Source organism: Glycomyces artemisiae, assembly GCF_003002955.1.
Lineage (GTDB): Bacteria > Actinomycetota > Actinomycetes > Mycobacteriales > Micromonosporaceae > Glycomyces > Glycomyces artemisiae.
On the sequence record NZ_PVTJ01000001.1, the window covers coordinates 188202 to 204777 of the forward strand.

14 protein-coding genes and 1 pseudogene are annotated in these 16576 nt (G+C 69.3%); 8 read left to right on the forward strand and 7 right to left on the reverse strand.

The window, feature by feature from the left end; all coding sequences use genetic code 11:
• Nucleotides 1-160 precede the first annotated feature (160 nt).
• From B0I28_RS00885 to B0I28_RS00900, 4 genes are read left to right on the forward strand one after another with little or no spacing between them, the layout of a single operon-like run.
• On the forward strand, nucleotides 161-1834 hold the full coding sequence (locus tag B0I28_RS00885) for a nitrite/sulfite reductase (RefSeq protein WP_106362584.1): 1674 nt from the start codon (nucleotides 161-163) through the stop codon (nucleotides 1832-1834).
• The gene (locus B0I28_RS00890) at nucleotides 1831-2034 is read left to right on the forward strand and encodes a hypothetical protein (protein ID WP_106361936.1); all 204 of its coding nucleotides are present in this window, start codon (nucleotides 1831-1833) and stop codon (nucleotides 2032-2034) included. Before B0I28_RS00885 ends, B0I28_RS00890 begins: the two co-directional genes overlap by 4 nt.
• A 25-nt stretch (nucleotides 2035-2059) precedes the next feature.
• Nucleotides 2060-2770, forward strand: coding sequence for a phosphoadenylyl-sulfate reductase (locus B0I28_RS00895; protein ID WP_106361937.1), 711 nt, complete (start codon nucleotides 2060-2062; stop codon nucleotides 2768-2770).
• Nucleotides 2763-3500 (forward strand): sirohydrochlorin chelatase, encoded by a 738-nt coding sequence (locus B0I28_RS00900; protein WP_106361938.1) that lies wholly within the window; start codon nucleotides 2763-2765, stop codon nucleotides 3498-3500. Before B0I28_RS00895 ends, B0I28_RS00900 begins: the two co-directional genes overlap by 8 nt.
• 41 nt (nucleotides 3501-3541) lie before the next feature.
• Here the strand turns inward: B0I28_RS00900 and B0I28_RS00905 are convergent, their stop codons facing one another.
• Nucleotides 3542-3991 carry a hypothetical protein gene (locus B0I28_RS00905; protein WP_106361939.1) on the reverse strand — a complete coding sequence of 150 codons (450 nt, stop codon included), beginning with the start codon at nucleotides 3989-3991 and terminating at the stop codon, nucleotides 3542-3544.
• A gap of 32 nt (nucleotides 3992-4023) precedes the next feature.
• Here B0I28_RS00905 and B0I28_RS00910 point away from each other — a divergent pair, with 32 nt between their 5' ends.
• Together B0I28_RS00910 and B0I28_RS00915 are read left to right on the forward strand one after the other, a co-directional pair.
• Nucleotides 4024-4980: a diacylglycerol/lipid kinase family protein gene (locus B0I28_RS00910; RefSeq protein ID WP_106361940.1), complete on the forward strand. Its 957-nt coding sequence runs from the start codon at nucleotides 4024-4026 to the stop codon at nucleotides 4978-4980.
• A gap of 840 nt (nucleotides 4981-5820) precedes the next feature.
• Entirely contained in the window at nucleotides 5821-6084 is a 264-nt protein-coding gene (locus B0I28_RS00915) for a WhiB family transcriptional regulator (protein WP_030154989.1), read from the forward strand.
• A 183-nt stretch (nucleotides 6085-6267) separates the two neighbouring features.
• Here the strand turns inward: B0I28_RS00915 and B0I28_RS00920 are convergent, their stop codons facing one another.
• Together B0I28_RS00920 and sodN are read right to left on the reverse strand one after the other, a co-directional pair.
• Nucleotides 6268-6714 carry an ATP-binding protein gene (locus B0I28_RS00920; protein ID WP_219926481.1) on the reverse strand — a complete coding sequence of 149 codons (447 nt, stop codon included), beginning with the start codon at nucleotides 6712-6714 and terminating at the stop codon, nucleotides 6268-6270.
• A 187-nt stretch (nucleotides 6715-6901) separates the two neighbouring features.
• Nucleotides 6902-7312, reverse strand: a complete 411-nt coding sequence (gene sodN / locus B0I28_RS00925; RefSeq protein WP_106361942.1) for a superoxide dismutase, Ni — start codon at nucleotides 7310-7312, stop codon at nucleotides 6902-6904.
• 158 nt (nucleotides 7313-7470) lie between these two features.
• On the opposite strand from sodN, the gene B0I28_RS00930 reads away from it, so the two are divergent.
• Nucleotides 7471-8448 (forward strand): zinc-binding dehydrogenase, encoded by a 978-nt coding sequence (locus B0I28_RS00930; protein ID WP_106361943.1) that lies wholly within the window; start codon nucleotides 7471-7473, stop codon nucleotides 8446-8448.
• 197 nt (nucleotides 8449-8645) lie between these two features.
• Nucleotides 8646-9134, forward strand: a complete 489-nt coding sequence (locus B0I28_RS00940; RefSeq protein ID WP_146147927.1) for a hypothetical protein — start codon at nucleotides 8646-8648, stop codon at nucleotides 9132-9134.
• Nucleotides 9135-9255: 121 nt separating this feature from the next.
• Here the strand turns inward: B0I28_RS00940 and B0I28_RS00945 are convergent.
• The 4 genes and pseudogenes from B0I28_RS00945 to B0I28_RS00960 form a co-directional block, all read right to left on the reverse strand.
• Nucleotides 9256-10142 (reverse strand): annotated as a pseudogene (locus B0I28_RS00945) (carbohydrate ABC transporter permease).
• 1 nt (nucleotide 10143) lies between these two features.
• Nucleotides 10144-11088, reverse strand: a complete 945-nt coding sequence (locus tag B0I28_RS00950) for a carbohydrate ABC transporter permease (RefSeq protein WP_106361946.1) — start codon at nucleotides 11086-11088, stop codon at nucleotides 10144-10146.
• A 23-nt stretch (nucleotides 11089-11111) separates the two neighbouring features.
• The gene (locus tag B0I28_RS00955) at nucleotides 11112-12437 is read right to left on the reverse strand and encodes an ABC transporter substrate-binding protein (protein WP_106361947.1); all 1326 of its coding nucleotides are present in this window, start codon (nucleotides 12435-12437) and stop codon (nucleotides 11112-11114) included.
• A gap of 213 nt (nucleotides 12438-12650) precedes the next feature.
• Nucleotides 12651-16385 (reverse strand): multifunctional oxoglutarate decarboxylase/oxoglutarate dehydrogenase thiamine pyrophosphate-binding subunit/dihydrolipoyllysine-residue succinyltransferase subunit, encoded by a 3735-nt coding sequence (locus B0I28_RS00960; RefSeq protein WP_245888838.1) that lies wholly within the window; start codon nucleotides 16383-16385, stop codon nucleotides 12651-12653.
• Between the last annotated feature and the right edge of the window lie 191 nt (nucleotides 16386-16576).

Sequence of the window (16576 nt, forward strand, 5' to 3'; positions counted from 1 at the left end):
CCTGTGTCATGCTTCTAGGCATGTCTCGCGCACACGGGCTCCGACTGGTGGCACGCCGCCACGTCGACTTCTGCCGTGTGTACAGCGCCATGTGTCTCATGTGCGCTTAATTCGCTTCCGGCTTTTCCGCCGTCGAATCCACGCCACACCTGTGTCCGCGATGAGGAGTACCGTGCCAACGCCAACGCGCAAACCGTCCCGCCCCAAAGGCCAAGGCCAGTGGGCCATGGGCCACCGGGAGCCGCTCAACAAGAACGAGCAGTCCAAAAAGGACGACAACCCGCTGAACGTGCGGCAGCGCATCGAGGGCATTTACGCCCACCGCGGCTTCGACTCGATCGACCCCGCCGACCTGCGCGGGCGCTTCCGCTGGTGGGGCCTGTACACGCAGCGCAAGCCCGGCATCGCGGGCGGCAAGACCGGCATCCTCGAAGAGGAGGAGCTGGACGACAAGTACTTCATGATGCGCGTGCGCATGGACGGCGGCCAGCTCGACCTCGCGCAGCTGCGGACCCTCGCCGGGATCTCCAAGGAGTTCGGCCGCGACACCGCCGACGTCACCGACCGCGAGAACGTCCAGTTCCACTGGATCGACGTGCGCGACGTGCCCGAGATCTGGCGCCGCCTCGAAGCGGTCGGCCTCGACACGCAGGAGGCCTGCGGCGACTGCCCGCGCGTCATCCTCGGCTCCCCGGTCGCGGGCGTCGCCGTCGACGAGGTCATCGACGCCACGCCGCAGATCAAGGAGATCCACGACCGGTTCATCGGCGACCGCAGCCTCTCGAACCTGCCGCGCAAGTTCAAGTCGACGATCGGCTGGCTGCCCGACAGCCCGTACGAGGTCAACGACATCTCGCTCATCGGCGCGGTCCACCCCGAGCTGGGGCCGGGCTTCGACCTGTACGTCGGCGGCGGCCTCTCCACGAACCCGATGTTCGCGCAGCGCCTGGGCACCTGGGTCGCGCAGGACGACATCGTCGAGGTGTGGCTCAACGTGGTGAAGATCTTCCGCGACTGGGGCTACCGGCGCCTGCGCACCCGCGCGCGCCTGAAGTTCCTCGTCAAGGACTGGGGCGCCGAGAAGTTCCGCGAGGTCCTCGAATCCGAGGCGTACCTGGGCCGCAAGCTCCCCGACCTGGAGCAGCCGCCGGTCCCGGAGAAGCTCCTCGACCACGTCGGCGTCCACAAGCAGCGCGACGGCAAGTACTTCATCGGCCTCGCGCCGGTCGCCGGGCGCGTCTCGGGCACGATGCTCGGCCAGCTCGCCGACATCGCCGAGAAGTACGGCTCCGACCGCGTGCGCGCCACCCCGCTCCAGAAGCTCCTGCTCCTGGACATCCCGGGCGACAAGGTCGACGACGCCGTCGAGGACCTGCGCGCGATCGGCCTGGAGGCGAACCCGTCGCCGTGGCGCCGGTCCACCATGGCCTGCACCGGAATCCAGTTCTGCAAGCTCGCGATCGTGGACACCAAGGACCGCGCCCGCGACCTCGTCGCCGAGCTGGAGAAGCGCGTCCCCGAGCTCGACACCCCCGTGTCGATCCACGTGAACGGCTGCCCGAACGCGTGCGCGCGCACCCAGACCGCCGACATCGGCCTCAAGGGCCAGCTCGTGGTCAAGGACGGCGAGCAGGTCGAGGGCTTCCAGGTCCACCTCGGCGGCGGCCACGCCTCCGCGGCGAGCCTGGGACGCAAGTCCCGCGGCCTCAAGGTCGCCTCGGAGGACCTCGGCGACTACGTCGAGCGCGTCACCCGCCGCTACCTCGCGGGCCGCACCGAAGACGAGACGTTCGCGCAGTGGGTCCACCGCGCGGAGGAATCCGAGCTCCAGTGAGCGGCCGCGTCGTCCCCTACCACTGCCCGTACTGCGGTGAAGAGGACCTCAGACCCTACGCGCCCGATGCCGACAGCGACGTCGACATCAAGGGCGGATGGCACTGCGCGGACTGCACCCGCGTCTTCGCCGTCAAATACCACGGGATGGCGGCCGCGCCGATCATCGCGCCGCCCTCCACCGGCGACCAGCCGGAGTGAAACACCCCGATCGGAGTGAAGCAGCATGAGCAGCAACGGGATAGGAAGAGACCCATTCGAACTCCGTGACCTCGCGACCGCAGCGGGGGAGCGCCTCGAAGACGCCACGGCCCACGAGATCATCGAGTGGGCGGTCGGCGAGTTCGGCGAGCGCTTCTGCGTGACCTCCTCGATGGCCGACGCCGCCGTGGTGCACCTCGCCAGCGAGGTCGCCCCCGGCATCGACGTGGTCTTCCTCGACACGGGCCTCCACTTCCCGGAGACCCTGGAGGTCCGCGACTTCGTCGCCGCGACGATGAACGTCAACGTGCGGTCGATCCAGCCCGACCAGAGCGTCCTGTCGCAGGACGCCGAGTTCGGGCCGCGGCTGTTCTCGCGCGCCCCCGACGAGTGCTGCTCGCTGCGGAAGGTCCTGCCGCTCAACGCGGCCCTGGCCGACTACGACGGCTGGGCCACCGGCCTGCGCCGCGACGAGGGCCCGACCCGCGCGAACACGCGCGTGGTCGACTTCGACCTGTCCCGCCGCAAGGTCAAGGTCTCGCCGATCGCGAAGTGGACCGAGGCCGACCAGGAGGCGTACATCGAGCGCCACAACATCCCGGTCAACCCGCTGCTCAAGGACGGCTTCCGCTCCATCGGCTGCTGGCCGTGCACCCGCCGCACCGCGCCGGGCGAGGACCCGCGCGCGGGCCGCTGGGCCGCGTTCGACAAGACCGAGTGCGGACTGCATGTCTGAGGAACAGGCGCCTGAACCCGGCGCGGCCCCGGCCGCGGCGGGGACGGCGCCTTCGGGGACGCCGCGGCCGATCGTCCTGGTCGCCCACGGCAGCCCCGACCCGCGCTCCCCGGAGGCCGTCCGCGCCATCGCGCGGGCGGCCGGAGCGGACGTCGGGTTCCTGGAGTTCAACGAGCCGCACCCGGTGGAGGTCCTGCGGGGCATCGCCGACACCGGCGAGTCCGCCGCCGTCGCACTGCCGCTATTGCTCACCGACGCCTACCACACCCGCACCGACCTCCCCGAGGTCGCGAAGCGCGCGGAGGAGTCCCGCCCGGGGCTCGCGGTCGCCGTCGCCCGCCCGGTGGGGGACCTCTCGCTCGCGCAGGCCCTGCTCCGCGATCTTCCCTACGGCATCGACGGGCTCGTGGTGTGCGCCGCGGGCACCCGCGTCGACGAGGGCCGCGCGCACGTCGCCGCGATCGCCGGCGAGGCGGGCCGCCTCCTCGGCGTCCCGGCCGGCCCCGGCTTCGCCTCGGGCCCGGGCCCCCGACCGGGTGAAACGGTCGAACTGCTGAAGGCCCAAGGCGCCCAGCGCATCGCGGCCGTCTGCTACTTCATCGCCCCGGGCATCCTGTGCGACACCGCGATCGAGTCGGCACGGGACGCGGGCGTCGTCCACACGGGTGAACCTCTGGGCGCCGCACCGGAACTGCTCGACCTCATCGCGAAGCGCGCCGCGGAGGCGTAGTTCAGCCGGGAGATCGCCTAGTTGTGGTCCAAGCGGGTCGCCTATTCGCTCTCGCTGAAGGGCCTGCGCTCGCCGAAGCCGACCGCGCGCCTGCTCGGGCCGCACAGGATCAGCGCCAGCAGCACCGCCGCGAGCGCCCACGCCGCGACCCCGATCACCGGGTGCGCGGACTCGCGCAGGTAGTACCCGACCGGCAGCCACAGGAGCGCCTGGAACACCGCCTGCGCGACGATGTCGCGGCTCTGGAGGAGCCGCCGCCCGATGAACCAGTAATAGAGCGCCGCGAGCCACGCCAGGAGCGCGATCCCGACGGCCCCGCTGACGGTGTCGACGTCGCCGGTGGCGATCTGGATCAGGGCCCAGGCCCCGGCCGCGACGAGTCCCGTTGCGAGGAGCCAGAACACGCCGGCGGCTGCGGTCAGGGTCCACGGACGTGCGCTGTCACCGTGGCTTTCGGTGACCGCGCCCATGTCGGCGTCGGTTTCGTTCACACCTCCACCGTATCCCGGGCTACGCTGCGGCTATGCGCGACCTGAAAGCAGCGCCACAGCGCGGCCTGCTCATCGTGAACCCGAAGGCCTCCACCGGCTCGCGCCGCCGTACGCGCTGGGTCGTCAAGAAGCTCGACACCGTGCTCGACCTGACGGTGGAGAAGACCGACGGGCGCGGCCACGGCGAGGAGCTCGCCCGCCGGGGCGCCGACGCCGGGTACGACGTGGTGCTGTCCCTCGGCGGGGACGGCACCGTGAACGAGGTCGTGAACGGCCTGGTCGCCGACGGCCGCACCGCCGAGGAGGCGCCCGTGTTCGCGCCGATCCCGGCCGGGTCGACCAACGTGTTCGCGCGGGCCCTGGGCCTGCCGTGGGACCGGCGCCGCGCGTCGACGGCGATCGTGTCGGCGCTGTCCGACACGCCGCGCACCCGCACCGTCAGTCTCGGTCGCGCGCAGGGCGAGGGGATCGACCGGCTGTTCACGTTCTGCGCCGGGCTCGGCTGGGACGCGTCGATCATCCAGAAGGTCGAGTCGTACCGCAAGAAGCGCAATCTCGGCGCGCACTACGCCCGCGCCGTCATGGCGGAACTGACTGAGCATGGCGTGGAAGGGGATTCGATCAAAGTGGCGCTGTCCACGGGCGAGGAGGTCGAATCGATGGGGATGGTCGTGGTCCAGAACTGCGCACCGTGGACGTACCTCGGCGCCCTTCCGGTGAATCTCAACGCGCGGGCGTCCTTTAATGCTGGACTTGATGTCCTGATTCTGCGTAAACTGGGTTTGTCGGACGCCGCGCTGACCGCCGCTTCACTGCTGGTGGGACGGGACGGACCCGACGGCAAGCACGCGGTGACGCATCACGATCTCTCCAGGATCCGGTTGCGCGCGTCGCTCTCGCAGGCGTTCCAGCTCGACGGGGATTATCTCGGAGAGCGCACCGAACTCGAACTCAGCTCGGTGCCGAAGGCGCTGCGGGTGGCCTGCTAACAACTTGGGAAAACCTCTAGGTGGGTGTTGACAAGTCGCCCGTGAGCAGGCAAGGTTGATTTCGCCATCCCTACCGGGACGGCGCGAGACTTACAACCGAATATCGTCTTTTCGGTGCGTTATAGACCGGGCGTCGTGGGTACTTCTGCCCTGGCGGACTTTACCTCGCAGGGTGTGTCGGCCAACCTTGAGTACCAGTGTGTCAAACCGGTTCGACTCGCTGTCACCGACCCCCTCCTTTACGAAGCCTGCAAGCCGGACAACGGCTTCGGCTCGCGCGGAGGGAACGTGTGGCGGGTGTCGCACGAGGACCCGCGGTAGGGGTCCCTGCGACACCGGGGAACGAGTTCCCCGAGTCTTCTTCGAGGTAGCACGGTGAGTTCACTCACTTCGTGCTCATTTCCGGAGTCGAACCCTTGACAAATCACAACCTTGTGAAAGTATTCACAAGGGCCCGGGTCACGGTGCGAACCGGTCGCAGATCCGCTCGCGGAGCTGTAGGTTTGCAGTCGCCATCTGGGCGGCCGACGCCGTAGGCGGGTGTGCCCCCCGGCCCAGTGCGTTCAGCAACGGTGCTGGCGCGACGCGAGGGCATTCCGAGCTCGCGGTGACAACGATTCCCCTTACAGGGAACCGCGATCCGTGCCGAGTGCCCGCCAGCGCCCGTCCGTGTGGTGCGACCGCCGCGGCGATTCCCGCCCGACGGAACACGGTACGGCGCGCGTGCGGAGCGCGACCTGAACGCCCGGTGCAGGGCCCCAGCGGCCCGCGACGCCCGAACGCAAGAACTCATAACACCGTGAAAGCAAGATGCTTGATGCTTAGCAAGGAGATGTTTTGATGGATTGGCGCCACGAGGCCATCTGCCGCGACGAGGACCCCGAGCTGTTCTTCCCGATCGGGGACACCGGTCCGGCACTGGTACAGATCGAGCAGGCCAAGAACGTCTGCCGGCGCTGCCCCGTGACCGAGGAGTGCCTGCGGTGGGCGCTCGAAAGCGGTCAGGACGCGGGCGTGTGGGGCGGCATGAGCGAGATCGAGCGCCGCGAGCTGAAGCGCCGCTCGGGTGCGCTGCGCACGCTCGCCACCCAGGTCGTCGGCTAGTACTGCGCAATCCCTTGATGTAACCCATCCCTCGAATTTGCGACAACAGAAGCTTGGAAGGCCCGGCATGCCCGCCGGGCCTTCAAGCTTGTCCGTCTCAGGACACGCTGCCGGCCCGCCGAAGGCGGTGGGGTGGGCCCCCGGTTGCAAAGATGCCCCAGGGGTACGACATTCCCGGGCGGGCTAGTGGATCTGGTGGCGCTCGGTGTCGGCGTCGGCTTCCGTCGCGGGGCGGCGCTGGCGGATGCGGATCGTGGTGGTGGCGTCGTGGACCTCGGCCTCGACCTCGTCGGTGAGGGCCCTGAGGACCTGCCACTGGTAGGACCCGGCGTCGGGGAGGGGCTCGCCCTTGGGGCGGCTCAGCACGATCTGGAGGGCCTCCTCGCCCACTTCCAGGCGGCACTTGAGGGGCTCGTCGCCGCTCTTGCGGCGAAACGGCCGGGGGCGGCCGGGGTCGGCGGGGATCAGGAGCGCCACGGCGGCGTTCACCGCCGCCCGCAGGTCCTCGATCTCGTCCAGCGAGAACCCGAGGCGGGTCGCCACCGCCGCGGTCGCGGTCGGCAGGACCGACAGGTAGTCGCCCGTCGAGGGGACGTCGAGCAGCAGCACGTCGTCGCGCTCATCGCTCACCGGCATAACCGCTTCCTTGTGACCGAGGAGCCCGAGACCGCGGACCCCTCTCGCTGCAAAGGATAATCGGACCGCGGGCCGGGCGCGGAATACCCCGCCCGAATTCCCGCGCACGGGGACGGCCCGAACGGAGAAGCGCCCTCTCCCGCGGCTCGGGACAGGGCGCTCCGCACGAATGCCGAAGGCGCTAGGCCTTCTTGGTCTCCCAGAAGATCTCGGCGATCTGGTCGATCTTCGCCAGCAGCTCCTCGGCGACCTTCGGGTCGGCGGAGCCCTTGGAGCCCGAGGCGCCCGCCAGCTTCGTCGCCTCGTTCACGAGGGTGTGGAGCTGCGGGTACTTCTCGAAGTGCGGCGGCTTGAAGTAGTCGGTCCACAGCACCCACAGGTGCTCCTTGACCAGGTTGGAGCGCTGCTCCTTGATGATCAGGGCGCGGGTCCGGAACTCCGGGTCCTCGTTGGCCTGGTACTTCTCGCAGATCGCCTTGACCGACTCCGCTTCGATGCGGGCCTGGGCCGGGTCGTAGACCCCGCACGGCAGGTCGCAGTGAGCGGAAGCGTCGATCGTCGGCAGCAGCCGCTTGAACAGAGGCTTGAACATGCGCCCCTCCAGCTTCCTTCAGTGGGTTGTGATTCCACCGCCGACCATACCTCTATGAACGCCCGTTTTGGTCGGCCCCCTAGAGTTGGGTACGCGACAACGCTGCTCACAGAACACCATGGTGGACAGTGAAAACAACGAATCGGAGGTCAGTCCCGATGCTCGCCGCCTACGCCCGCAACGTGAATCCCGAGGACCCGTTCGACGCGCTCTCGGTGGGTGAGATCGAGCCCCCGGCGGTGCCGGAGGACTGGACCCGCGTCGAGCTCGTCGCGGCCTCGGTCAACCACCACGACCTCTGGTCGCTCGCCGGGGTCGGGCTGCGCGCCGAGCAGACCCCGATGATCCTCGGGACCGACGCCGTGGGCCGCACCGCCGAAGGCGACGAGGTCGTCGTCTACCCCGTCATCGCCGACCCCTCGCTCGACGACGAGACCCTCGACCCCAAGCGCACCCTCCTGTCCGAGCTCCACCCCGGGACGCTCGCCGAGTACGTCTCGGTGCCCGCCCGCAACCTCGTGCCCGTGCCGAAGGGCTGGACCGCCGCCGAGGCCGCGTGCCTGCCCACCGCGTACCTCACCGCGTGGCGGATGCTCACCTCCCGCGGCCGCCTCGGCGCCGACGGCGCCGCCAAGGACAGCGCCGTCCTCGTCCAGGGCACCGGCGGCGGCGTCGCCACGGCCGCGATCGTCCTCGCCAGGGCCCTCGGCGCCCGCGTCTACGCCACCGGCCGCAGCCCCGAGCGCCGCGAGCGGGCCGAAGCACTCGGCGCCGTGGCCGTCGAGGCCGGCGGGCGCCTGCCCGAGCGCGTCGACGTCGTCGTCGACTCCGTCGGCGCGCCCGTCATGGCGCACTCGATCAAGTCCCTCAAACCCGGCGGACGCCTCGTCAACTGCGGCGTCACCGGCGGACCGATCGCGGAAGTGGACATGCGGCACGTCTTCTTCAAGCAGCTCGAAATCCTCGGATCGACCATGGGCACCCTCGCCGAGCTGCGGGAACTCCTCCTGTTCTGCGCCGAGAGCGGCCTCAAGCCCGTCATCGACTCCGAGCACGCGCTCCCCGACGCCGAGCAGGCCCTGCGCCGCCTGGCCTCGGGCGACGCGTTCGGGAAGGTCGTCGTCACCAACGCCTAGCCGCAGGCCCGGACCCGGGCCGACAGCGTCGTAAGTATGACAGTGGCCCCGGTTTCTGGCGGGTTCGGCCTCCGGCCGGGCCCGCCTGCCTTCACCCTGTAATGGATGTCACTCACGGGCCGGTTCCGGCCCCGGCATCGAACGCCGAGCGCCCGGCCGCAGTGAGCACGGGCGCCGAGGGCAGGGGAGCAGCGGCCATGTCGGTAATGGGTCGGGTCAAGGGCGGCATCAAGTCCGCCGCCGGAAGCACGTGGACCGTGGCCAGGAAGATCCTGGTCAGGGTCGCGATCGCGGCGGCGATCATGGTCGTCGCCATCGCGCTGGCGAGGAACGGCGAGAGCGCGGCCTCCGAGACCGCGGGGGCCGTCGGCACCGAGGCCCGCCCGATCGCGGCGCAGCACGCCATCCTCTCGGAGGGCTGGACCCACGAGCAGGACCTGTCGTGCAAGTACTCGGTGAAGGCCACCTTCGGGGTCTCGGTGTTCACCGAGACCGACATGGGCGCGCGGCGCCTGCTCCGGCTGCACAACAAGACCGAGGTCAACGGCGCGTGCGAGCCGACCCAGGGCGGCAGGACCATCGGCTGCGCGGGCCTGCGCTGGGAGACCGAGTGGATCAGGGTCCAGTCGGGCGACACCGTCGGCTACAGCCCGGCGTCGTGCCTCGTCAAGGAGGGGGTTCTATGAAGGCACCGGATCTGACGGCAGTGCCGGAGTGAGCGGCGACCGCTGGAGCACGCGGGGACCGCTCTGAGAGAGACGAACACGGACGGGGCGCGGATGTTGATCCGCGCCCCGTCCCGTGCGGCTACTTCAGGCCCACGCCCGCCACGCCGTTCACGATCTGCTTCTGGAAGATCATGAACACGATGAGCAGCGGCAGCGCGCCCAGGACCGCGGAGGCCATGTTCTGCGCGTACAGCAGGCCGTACCGCCGGTGACCACGCCGAGGCCGACCGGGAGGGTCATCATCGACGGGTCGGTCGCCACGAGCAGCGGCCACAGGAAGTTGTTCCACGAGCCGATGAACGTGAAGATCCCGACCGCCGCGAGGATCGGCCCCGACAGCGGCAGGATGACGCTCCACAGCACCCGCAGGTGCCCGGCGCCGTCGATCTTCGCGGCCTCCTCGTAGTCGCGGGGGACCGCGTCGAAGAACCGCTTCAGGATGAACACCATGACCGGCGCGACCACCTGCGGGAGCGCCAGGCCCCAGTAGGTGTTCGAGAGGTTCAGGAAGCCCACGATGTCGAACAGCGGGATGATGAGCGCCTCGCCGGGGACCATGAGCCCCGCGATGATGACCCCGAAGACCACGTTCTTCCCCGGGAAGTCGAACCGCGAGAACCCGTACGCGGCGAGCACGCACAAGGTCAGCGTCAGGACCGTGACGATCGTGGAGACCACCGTGGAGTTCACCATCCACACCAGGTGGTCGCCCTGCTCGAACACGGCCCGGTAGCCGTCGAGCGACCAGTCCCGCGGGATCCAGTGGACGTCCTGGCCGAGACTCGCCTCGGTCTCGGTCTTCAGCGACGTGGACAGGGCCCACAGCAGCGGCAGCAGCCACAGGACCGCGAGCAGGACCACCGCGACGTACACGATGACCGCGCCGACGCTGGGGCGCTTGAACCTCCGGCGCCGCGCGGGCGCCTCCGCGGGGGTGGCGGCGGGCTTGTCGAGCACTGCGGTCATGTCAGGCCCCCTTCCGTGAGAACAGCCGGAACTGGACGATCGAGACGAGCAGGATGAGCACGAACAGCACGTACGACAGCGCCGACGCGTAGCCGATCCGGTAGCCCTCGAAGCCCGAGATGTAGATGTAGTGGATGGCGACCTCGGTGGCCCGGTTCGGGCCGCCGCTGGTCATGAGGTACATCTGGTCGAAGATGCGCAGCGAGGCGATGAGCTGGAGCGTGATGACCAGGCCGGTGGTGCGGCTCAGCAGCGGGAGCGTGATGCTGCGCAGCTGCCGGAACCAGCCCGCGCCGTCGATGGCGGACGCCTCGTAGACGTCCTGCGGGATCGTCTGGAGCGCCGCGAGGTACAGCAGGAAGTTGAAGCCGATCGTCCACCACACGGTCGTGATGACCACCGACCACATGGCGCGGTTCTCGTCCTGGAGCCAGATCACGGGGGTGTCGGGGTTCTGGATCCCGAACAGCTCCAGGTAGTGGTTGAGCAGGCCGCCGTCGGGCTGGTAGATCCACGTCCAGATGGTCGTGACGACCGAGACCGGGATGACGAACGGCGCGAAGAACGCCAGGCGCAGGAACCAGCCGGCCTTGCGGGCGCGGTTCGCCAGCAGCGCGAAGACGATCGCGAGGATCACCAGCGGGGGCGTGGAGTACAGCGTGAACACCGCGGTGTTCCACAGGGCGCTCCAGGCCCGCTCGTCGGCGAACACCTCCGACCAGTTGTCCAGGCCCACCCAGCTCGGGGTGCGGCCGGTGATCGACTTGTCGGTGAAGGAGTAGTAGAGGCCGAGGATCGTCGGCCAGATCAGGAAGAGCGCGTACGCGGCGAAGAACGGGAGGACGAACCACAGTCCGGTCCAGTTGCGCCGCTTCGCGTTCGGGGTGCTCGGGGGCCGCGTCTCCACGGCCTGCGCCTCTGCGGGCGTCTCGGTTTGCGCAGTCATGGCGAAATCCCTATTGGATCGTTTCAATCAACCGGGTTCGGGAGCGAGACGAGGTCCTGGATCCGCTCCTTGAGCAGGGCCAGCGCCTCCTCGGGGTTCAGGGCCAGGCTGTAGACCTGCTGGAACACGGACCCGGACTCGTCGAAGAGGCGGGCGCCGGAGCCGGAGAACCACACGTCCGGGTCGAGCTGGACGTTGTCGACGACGCCGGAGTACTCCGCGTTCGGCTCCAGGGCCTGGTACTCGGGGCTCTCGGTGACGGGCAGGTAGGCGGGCGTGTGCCCGGCCCCGGCCCCCCAGTCGAAGGAGTTGTGGAGCATGAACGCCACGTACTCGATGGTGGCCTTGCGGACCTCGGGGTCCCACTGGTTGTGGTGGGGGAGGATGAAGGAGTGGCTGTCGCCCTGCGTGCGGCGGTTGCCGAAGAAGTCGGGCATCTCGGCCATGGAGAAGTCGAGGCCCTGGGCCTCGTTGAAGGCCCGGAAGCGGGTGATCTCCCAGTTGCCGACCTGGACGAACCCGGCGGCGCCGTTCTCGAAGTTGGCGGCGCACTGGGCGCCGTCGGCGAAGGTGGGGCACAGGCCCTCTTCGGCCATCATGTACATCGTCTCGATGGCCTGGAGCGCCTTGTCGTCGTCCATCTCGTAGTCGCCGTCGCCGAAGGACATCTCGCCGTCGGCCTGGCGGTACCAGGCCCAGAACTGCCGCCAGCCGCCGAAGGTGTCGAGGGAGGTGCCGTACTGGCCGGTGATCGCCTTGGCCTCGCGGAGGATCTCGAAGTAGGCGTCGCGGCCCTGGGTCTCCAGGAGGGTCCGGTCGGCGTCGAGGACGCCGATCTGCTCGCAGATCTCGCGGTTGTAGTAGTTGACGAGGGCGTGCGTGTCGAGCGGGATCGCGTAGAGGTCGCCGTCGACGAAGCACTTCTCCCAGATCTCGGCGGGGAACGCGTCGGGGTCGAGCCCGGCGTCCTCGACCTCCTTGAGGTCGAACGGGTCGAGGAGGGTGTCGGGGGCGAGGCTCTTGATGCGCGAGACGTGGGCGGTGGCGACGTCGGCGCCGTTGCCGCCGGAGGCGCCCATGACGACCCGGGTGTAGAACGGGGTGCCCCAGCCGAGGGTCGTGGCCTGGAGGTCGACGTCGGGGTACTCGTCCTCGAACCGGGTGTGGAGGTCGGTCATGATGGCGCCGTCGGCGCCCGCGAGGAGGTTCCACTGCTTCACGACGGTCTTGTCGCTGAGCGACACTGCGAGGGACCCGCACCCGGTGAGGCCGAGGCCCGCGGCGGCGGCCGTCCCGGTGAGGAGCGTCCTCCTGGAGAGGGCCCCTGGAGGCGAGGGATGGTTCGGCATCTATGCATCACTCCAATGTGAGCTTTGTTTGGACGGCAGTTCGAAGGGTGAACCGTCCTGACATTGTTATCGCTCTCATCGATGGAGTCAAGAGTGCGCATATATGGAAGCGCTACCGATGCGCAACCTGTTTTTCCCCGAGGTCCCGCACGGCCCCAGGGGACGCCGAAGGGGGGAGGCCGGAATCGGCCTCCCCCCTTCGGTTCTCGTCGCTTACTGCGGCTGCGGGACCGCGACGTCGATGAGCGCCTGCTGCTCGACCTCGTGGACCTTCGGCGAGCCGGTGGACGGCGCGGCGGCGGCCGGGCGGGAGATGCGGCGCAGGTGGACCCCGCCGAGCTGCTCCAGCAGGTTGAGCGCGATGAACGACCAGGCGCCCTGGTTCGCGGGCTCCTCCTGGACCCAGGCGGTCTCGACGGCGTTCGGGAACGCGCCGAGCGCGGCCTTGAGCTCCTCGGCGGGCAGCGGGTAGAGCTGCTCGACGCGCAGGATCGCGGTGTCGGTGACGCCGCGCGCGGCCCGGGCCGCGGCCAGGTCGTAGTAGACCTTGCCCGAGCACAGGAGGACGCGCTTGACGTTCTCGGCGCGGATCTCGCCGGACGCGAGCGCCGGGTCGCCGAGGACGGGCTGGAAGCGGCCGGTGGTGAACTCCTCCAGCTGGCTGACGGCGGCCTTGTGGCGCAGCAGCGACTTCGGCGTGAAGACCACGAGGGGCTTCTTGACCGGGTCGAGGCCCTGGCGGCGCAGCAGGTGGAAGTAGTTCGCCGGGCTCGTGGAGTTGACCACGCGCATGTTCTCGTCGGCGCACAGCTGGAGGAAGCGCTCGATGCGCCCGGAGGTGTGGTCCGGGCCGGCGCCCTCGTGGCCGTGCGGCAGCAGCAGCGTCACGCTGGAGTGCTGGCCCCACTTGGCCTCGCCCGAGGAGATGAACTCGTCGATGACGGTCTGGGCGCCGTCGACGAAGTCGCCGAACTGGGCCTCCCACAGGACCAGCATCTCGGGGTTCTCGACCGAGTAGCCGTACTCGAAGCCGAGCGCGGCGTACTCGCTGAGCAGCGAGTCGTACACGAAGTACTTCGCGGTGTGCTCGCCCAGGTTCGACAGCGGCGTGTACTCGCCGCCGGTCTCCTGGTCGATGACCACGGAGTGGCGCTGCACGAAGGTACCGCGGCGCGAGTCCTGCCCGGCGAGGCGCACGGCCTTGCCCTGCATGAGGAGCGAGCCGAACGCGAGCGTCTCGGCGAAGGCCCAGTCGACGTGCCCGGAGGTGGACATCTCGGTGCGCTTCTCCAGCACGCGGCGGACGGCCTTGTGCGGCGCGAACCCCTCGGGGAGCGTCGTGTGGGCCTTGCCGATCATCGCGATCGTCTCGGCGTCGACGGAGGTGTCGATGTCGGCGACCGGCTCGGGCTGGTGGCGCCACGGCAGCGGGCCGGTCTGCCCGGCCAGGGCCTCCTTGGTCTCGCGGAAGATCCGCTCCAGCTGCGCCTGGTAGTCCGCGAGGGACTCCTCGGCGTCCTCCATGGTGATGTCGCCGCGGCCGATGAGCGCGCGGGTGTACAGCTTGCGGACCGACTGCTTGGCGTCGATGACCTGGTACATCTCCGGGTTGGTCATCTTCGGGTCGTCGCCCTCGTTGTGGCCGCGGCGGCGGTAGCAGACCATGTCGATGACGACGTCCTTGCGGAACTGCTGCCGGTAGGCGAACGCGAGCTTGGCGACCTCGGTGACGGCCTCGGGGTCGTCGCCGTTGACGTGGAAGATCGGCGCCTGGATCATGCGGGCGACGTCGGTGCAGTACAGCGACGAGCGCGAGTGCGCGGGCGCGGTGGTGAAGCCGACCTGGTTGTTGACGACCGCGTGCACGGTGCCGCCGGTGCGGTAGCCGCGCAGCTGCGACAGGTTCAGGGTCTCGGCGACCACGCCCTGGCCCGCGAACGCCGCGTCGCCGTGGATGGCGACCGGCAGGACCGTGAAGCCCTCCTCGCCGAGGTTGAGGCGGTCCTGCTTGGCGCGCACGACGCCTTCGAGGACCGGGTTCACCGCTTCGAGGTGGGACGGGTTGGCGGCCACGGAGACCGTGATCCCGTCGCGCCCGTTCGGGGAGGTGAACCGGCCGGTGAGGCCCAGGTGGTACTTGACGTCGCCGGAGCCGCCGATGCTCTTGGGGTCGATGTGCCCCTCGAACTCGGTGAAGATCTTCGAGAGCTTCTTGCCGACGATGTTCGCGAGGACGTTCAGGCGCCCGCGGTGGGGCATGCCGATGACGACCTCGTCGAGCTCGGCGCTCGCGGCCTCGTTGAGGATGCGGTCGAGCAGCGGGATGAGCGACTCGCCGCCTTCGAGGCTGAAGCGCTTCTGGCCCACGAACTTCGTCTGGAGGAACGTCTCGAACGCCTCGGCGGCGTTCAGGCGCCCGAGGATGTGCTTCTGCTCCTCGACCTTCGGCTTCTCGAACGGCACCTCGATGCGCCGCTGGAGCCAGGCGCGCTCCTCCGGGTCCTGGATGTGCATGTACTCCACGCCGATGCGGCGGCAGTAGGAGTCGCGCAGGACGCCGAGGATGTCGCGCAGCTTCATGCGCTGCTGGCCCGCGAAGCCGCCGACGGGGAACGTCCGGTCGAGGTCCCACAGGGTGAGGCCGTGCGACAGGATGTCGAGGTCGGGGTGGCGGCGGATCTCGTAGTGCAGCGGGTTGGTGTCGGCCATGAGGTGGCCGCGGACCCGGTAGGCGTGGATGAGCTCGATGACCCGCGCGTTCTTGTCGATCTGGCCCTCGTGGGTCTTCGACACGTCGCGGACCCAGCGGACCGGCTCGTACGGGATGAGCAGCGAGCGGAAGACCTCGTCGAAGAAGCCGTCGCCGAGCAGGAGCTTGTGGAGGGTCGCCAGGAACTGGCCGGACTCGGCGCCCTGGATGATCCGGTGGTCGTACGTCGAGGTGACCGTCATGATCCGGGAGACGCCCAGGTCCGAGAGGGTCTCGTCGGAGGCCCCGGCGAACTCCGCGGGCACCTCCATGGCGCCGACGCCGACGATGAGGCCCTGGCCCTTCATCAGGCGCGGGACGGAGTGGACGGTGCCGATGCCGCCCGGGTTCGTCAGCGTCAGGGTCGCCCCGGCGTGGTCCTCCATCGTGAGCTTGTTGTTGCGGGCCTTGCGGACCAGGTCCTCGTAGGCCTGCCAGAACTCGCGGAAGTCCATCGACTCGGTGTTCTTGATGGACGGCACGACGAGGGTGCGCGAGCCGTCGGGCTTGGCGAGGTCGATCGCGAGCCCGAGGTTGATGTGCTCCGGCGTGACCAGCTGCGGCTTGCCGTCGACCACCTTGTAGGAGGCGTTCATGCCCGGGTGGGCCTTCACGGCCTGCACGAGCGCGTAGCCGATGAGGTGCGTGAAGGAGACCTTCCCGCCCTGGCCGCGCTTGAGGTGGTTGTTGATGACGATCCGGTTGTCGAACAGGAGCTTCGCGGGGACCGCGCGGACGGACGTGGCCGTCGGGATCTCCAGGGACGCGTCCATGTTCTGGGCTACCTTGGCCGCGACGCCTTTGAGCGGCTTGGTACCGAAATCGTTCACTGCTGGGGTCGCCTTCTCGGTCGAGGTCTCGGGTGCCACGGCAGCGGGCGCGGGCTCCGGCCGGACCGCCGGTTCGGCGGGCTTCGCGGGCGCGGCGGGGACGGGCTCCGGCGCAGGCGCGGGTGCGGCCTCCGCCTGCTCGGGGGCCTCGGCGGCGGCCTGCTTGTCGGCGGCCTTGTTCGCTGCGGCCTTGGTGTCGGCCGGCTTCTCGCCGTTGAGGTGCGCGGTGGTCGGATCGCCCCCGAAGAACTCGCGCCACCCGGCGCTCACACTGTCGGGGTTTTCGCGGTATCGCTCGTACATCTCGTTGACCAGCCACTCATTGGCACCGAAATCGGTCAGCGGATTGCCCGGAGTCGCACTCGACACGACTGAATCGCCTCTTCTTTGACGCTGCGTGGACGGGGACGGCAGTCCCCGGACTCAAGGGTAACCGGGAGGGGGGAGAACTGTAGTACCGGTAACGCCGTTGCGGGTCCGGTCACGTGGACCGCCGTGAACGTGCTGCGCAGCAGGTGGATACGGGTGGAAGTCTGGTTCGACACACCGGCGTGCCGCGG

Bases quoted from the DNA above. Each gene is read 5' to 3' on its own strand.
- B0I28_RS00885 (WP_106362584.1), top strand. From the start codon at position 161: ATGAGGAGTACCGTGCCAACGCCAACGCGCAAACCGTCCCGCCCCAAA.
- B0I28_RS00895 (WP_106361937.1), top strand. From the start codon at position 2,060: ATGAGCAGCAACGGGATAGGAAGAGACCCATTCGAACTCCGTGACCTC.
- B0I28_RS00900 (WP_106361938.1), top strand. From the start codon at position 2,763: ATGTCTGAGGAACAGGCGCCTGAACCCGGCGCGGCCCCGGCCGCGGCG.
- B0I28_RS00910 (WP_106361940.1), top strand. From the start codon at position 4,024: ATGCGCGACCTGAAAGCAGCGCCACAGCGCGGCCTGCTCATCGTGAAC.
- B0I28_RS00915 (WP_030154989.1), top strand. From the start codon at position 5,821: ATGGATTGGCGCCACGAGGCCATCTGCCGCGACGAGGACCCCGAGCTG.
- sodN (WP_106361942.1), bottom strand. From the start codon at position 7,312: ATGTTCAAGCCTCTGTTCAAGCGGCTGCTGCCGACGATCGACGCTTCC.
- B0I28_RS00930 (WP_106361943.1), top strand. From the start codon at position 7,471: ATGCTCGCCGCCTACGCCCGCAACGTGAATCCCGAGGACCCGTTCGAC.
- B0I28_RS00940 (WP_146147927.1), top strand. From the start codon at position 8,646: ATGTCGGTAATGGGTCGGGTCAAGGGCGGCATCAAGTCCGCCGCCGGA.
- B0I28_RS00950 (WP_106361946.1), bottom strand. From the start codon at position 11,088: ATGACTGCGCAAACCGAGACGCCCGCAGAGGCGCAGGCCGTGGAGACG.
- B0I28_RS00955 (WP_106361947.1), bottom strand. From the start codon at position 12,437: ATGCCGAACCATCCCTCGCCTCCAGGGGCCCTCTCCAGGAGGACGCTC.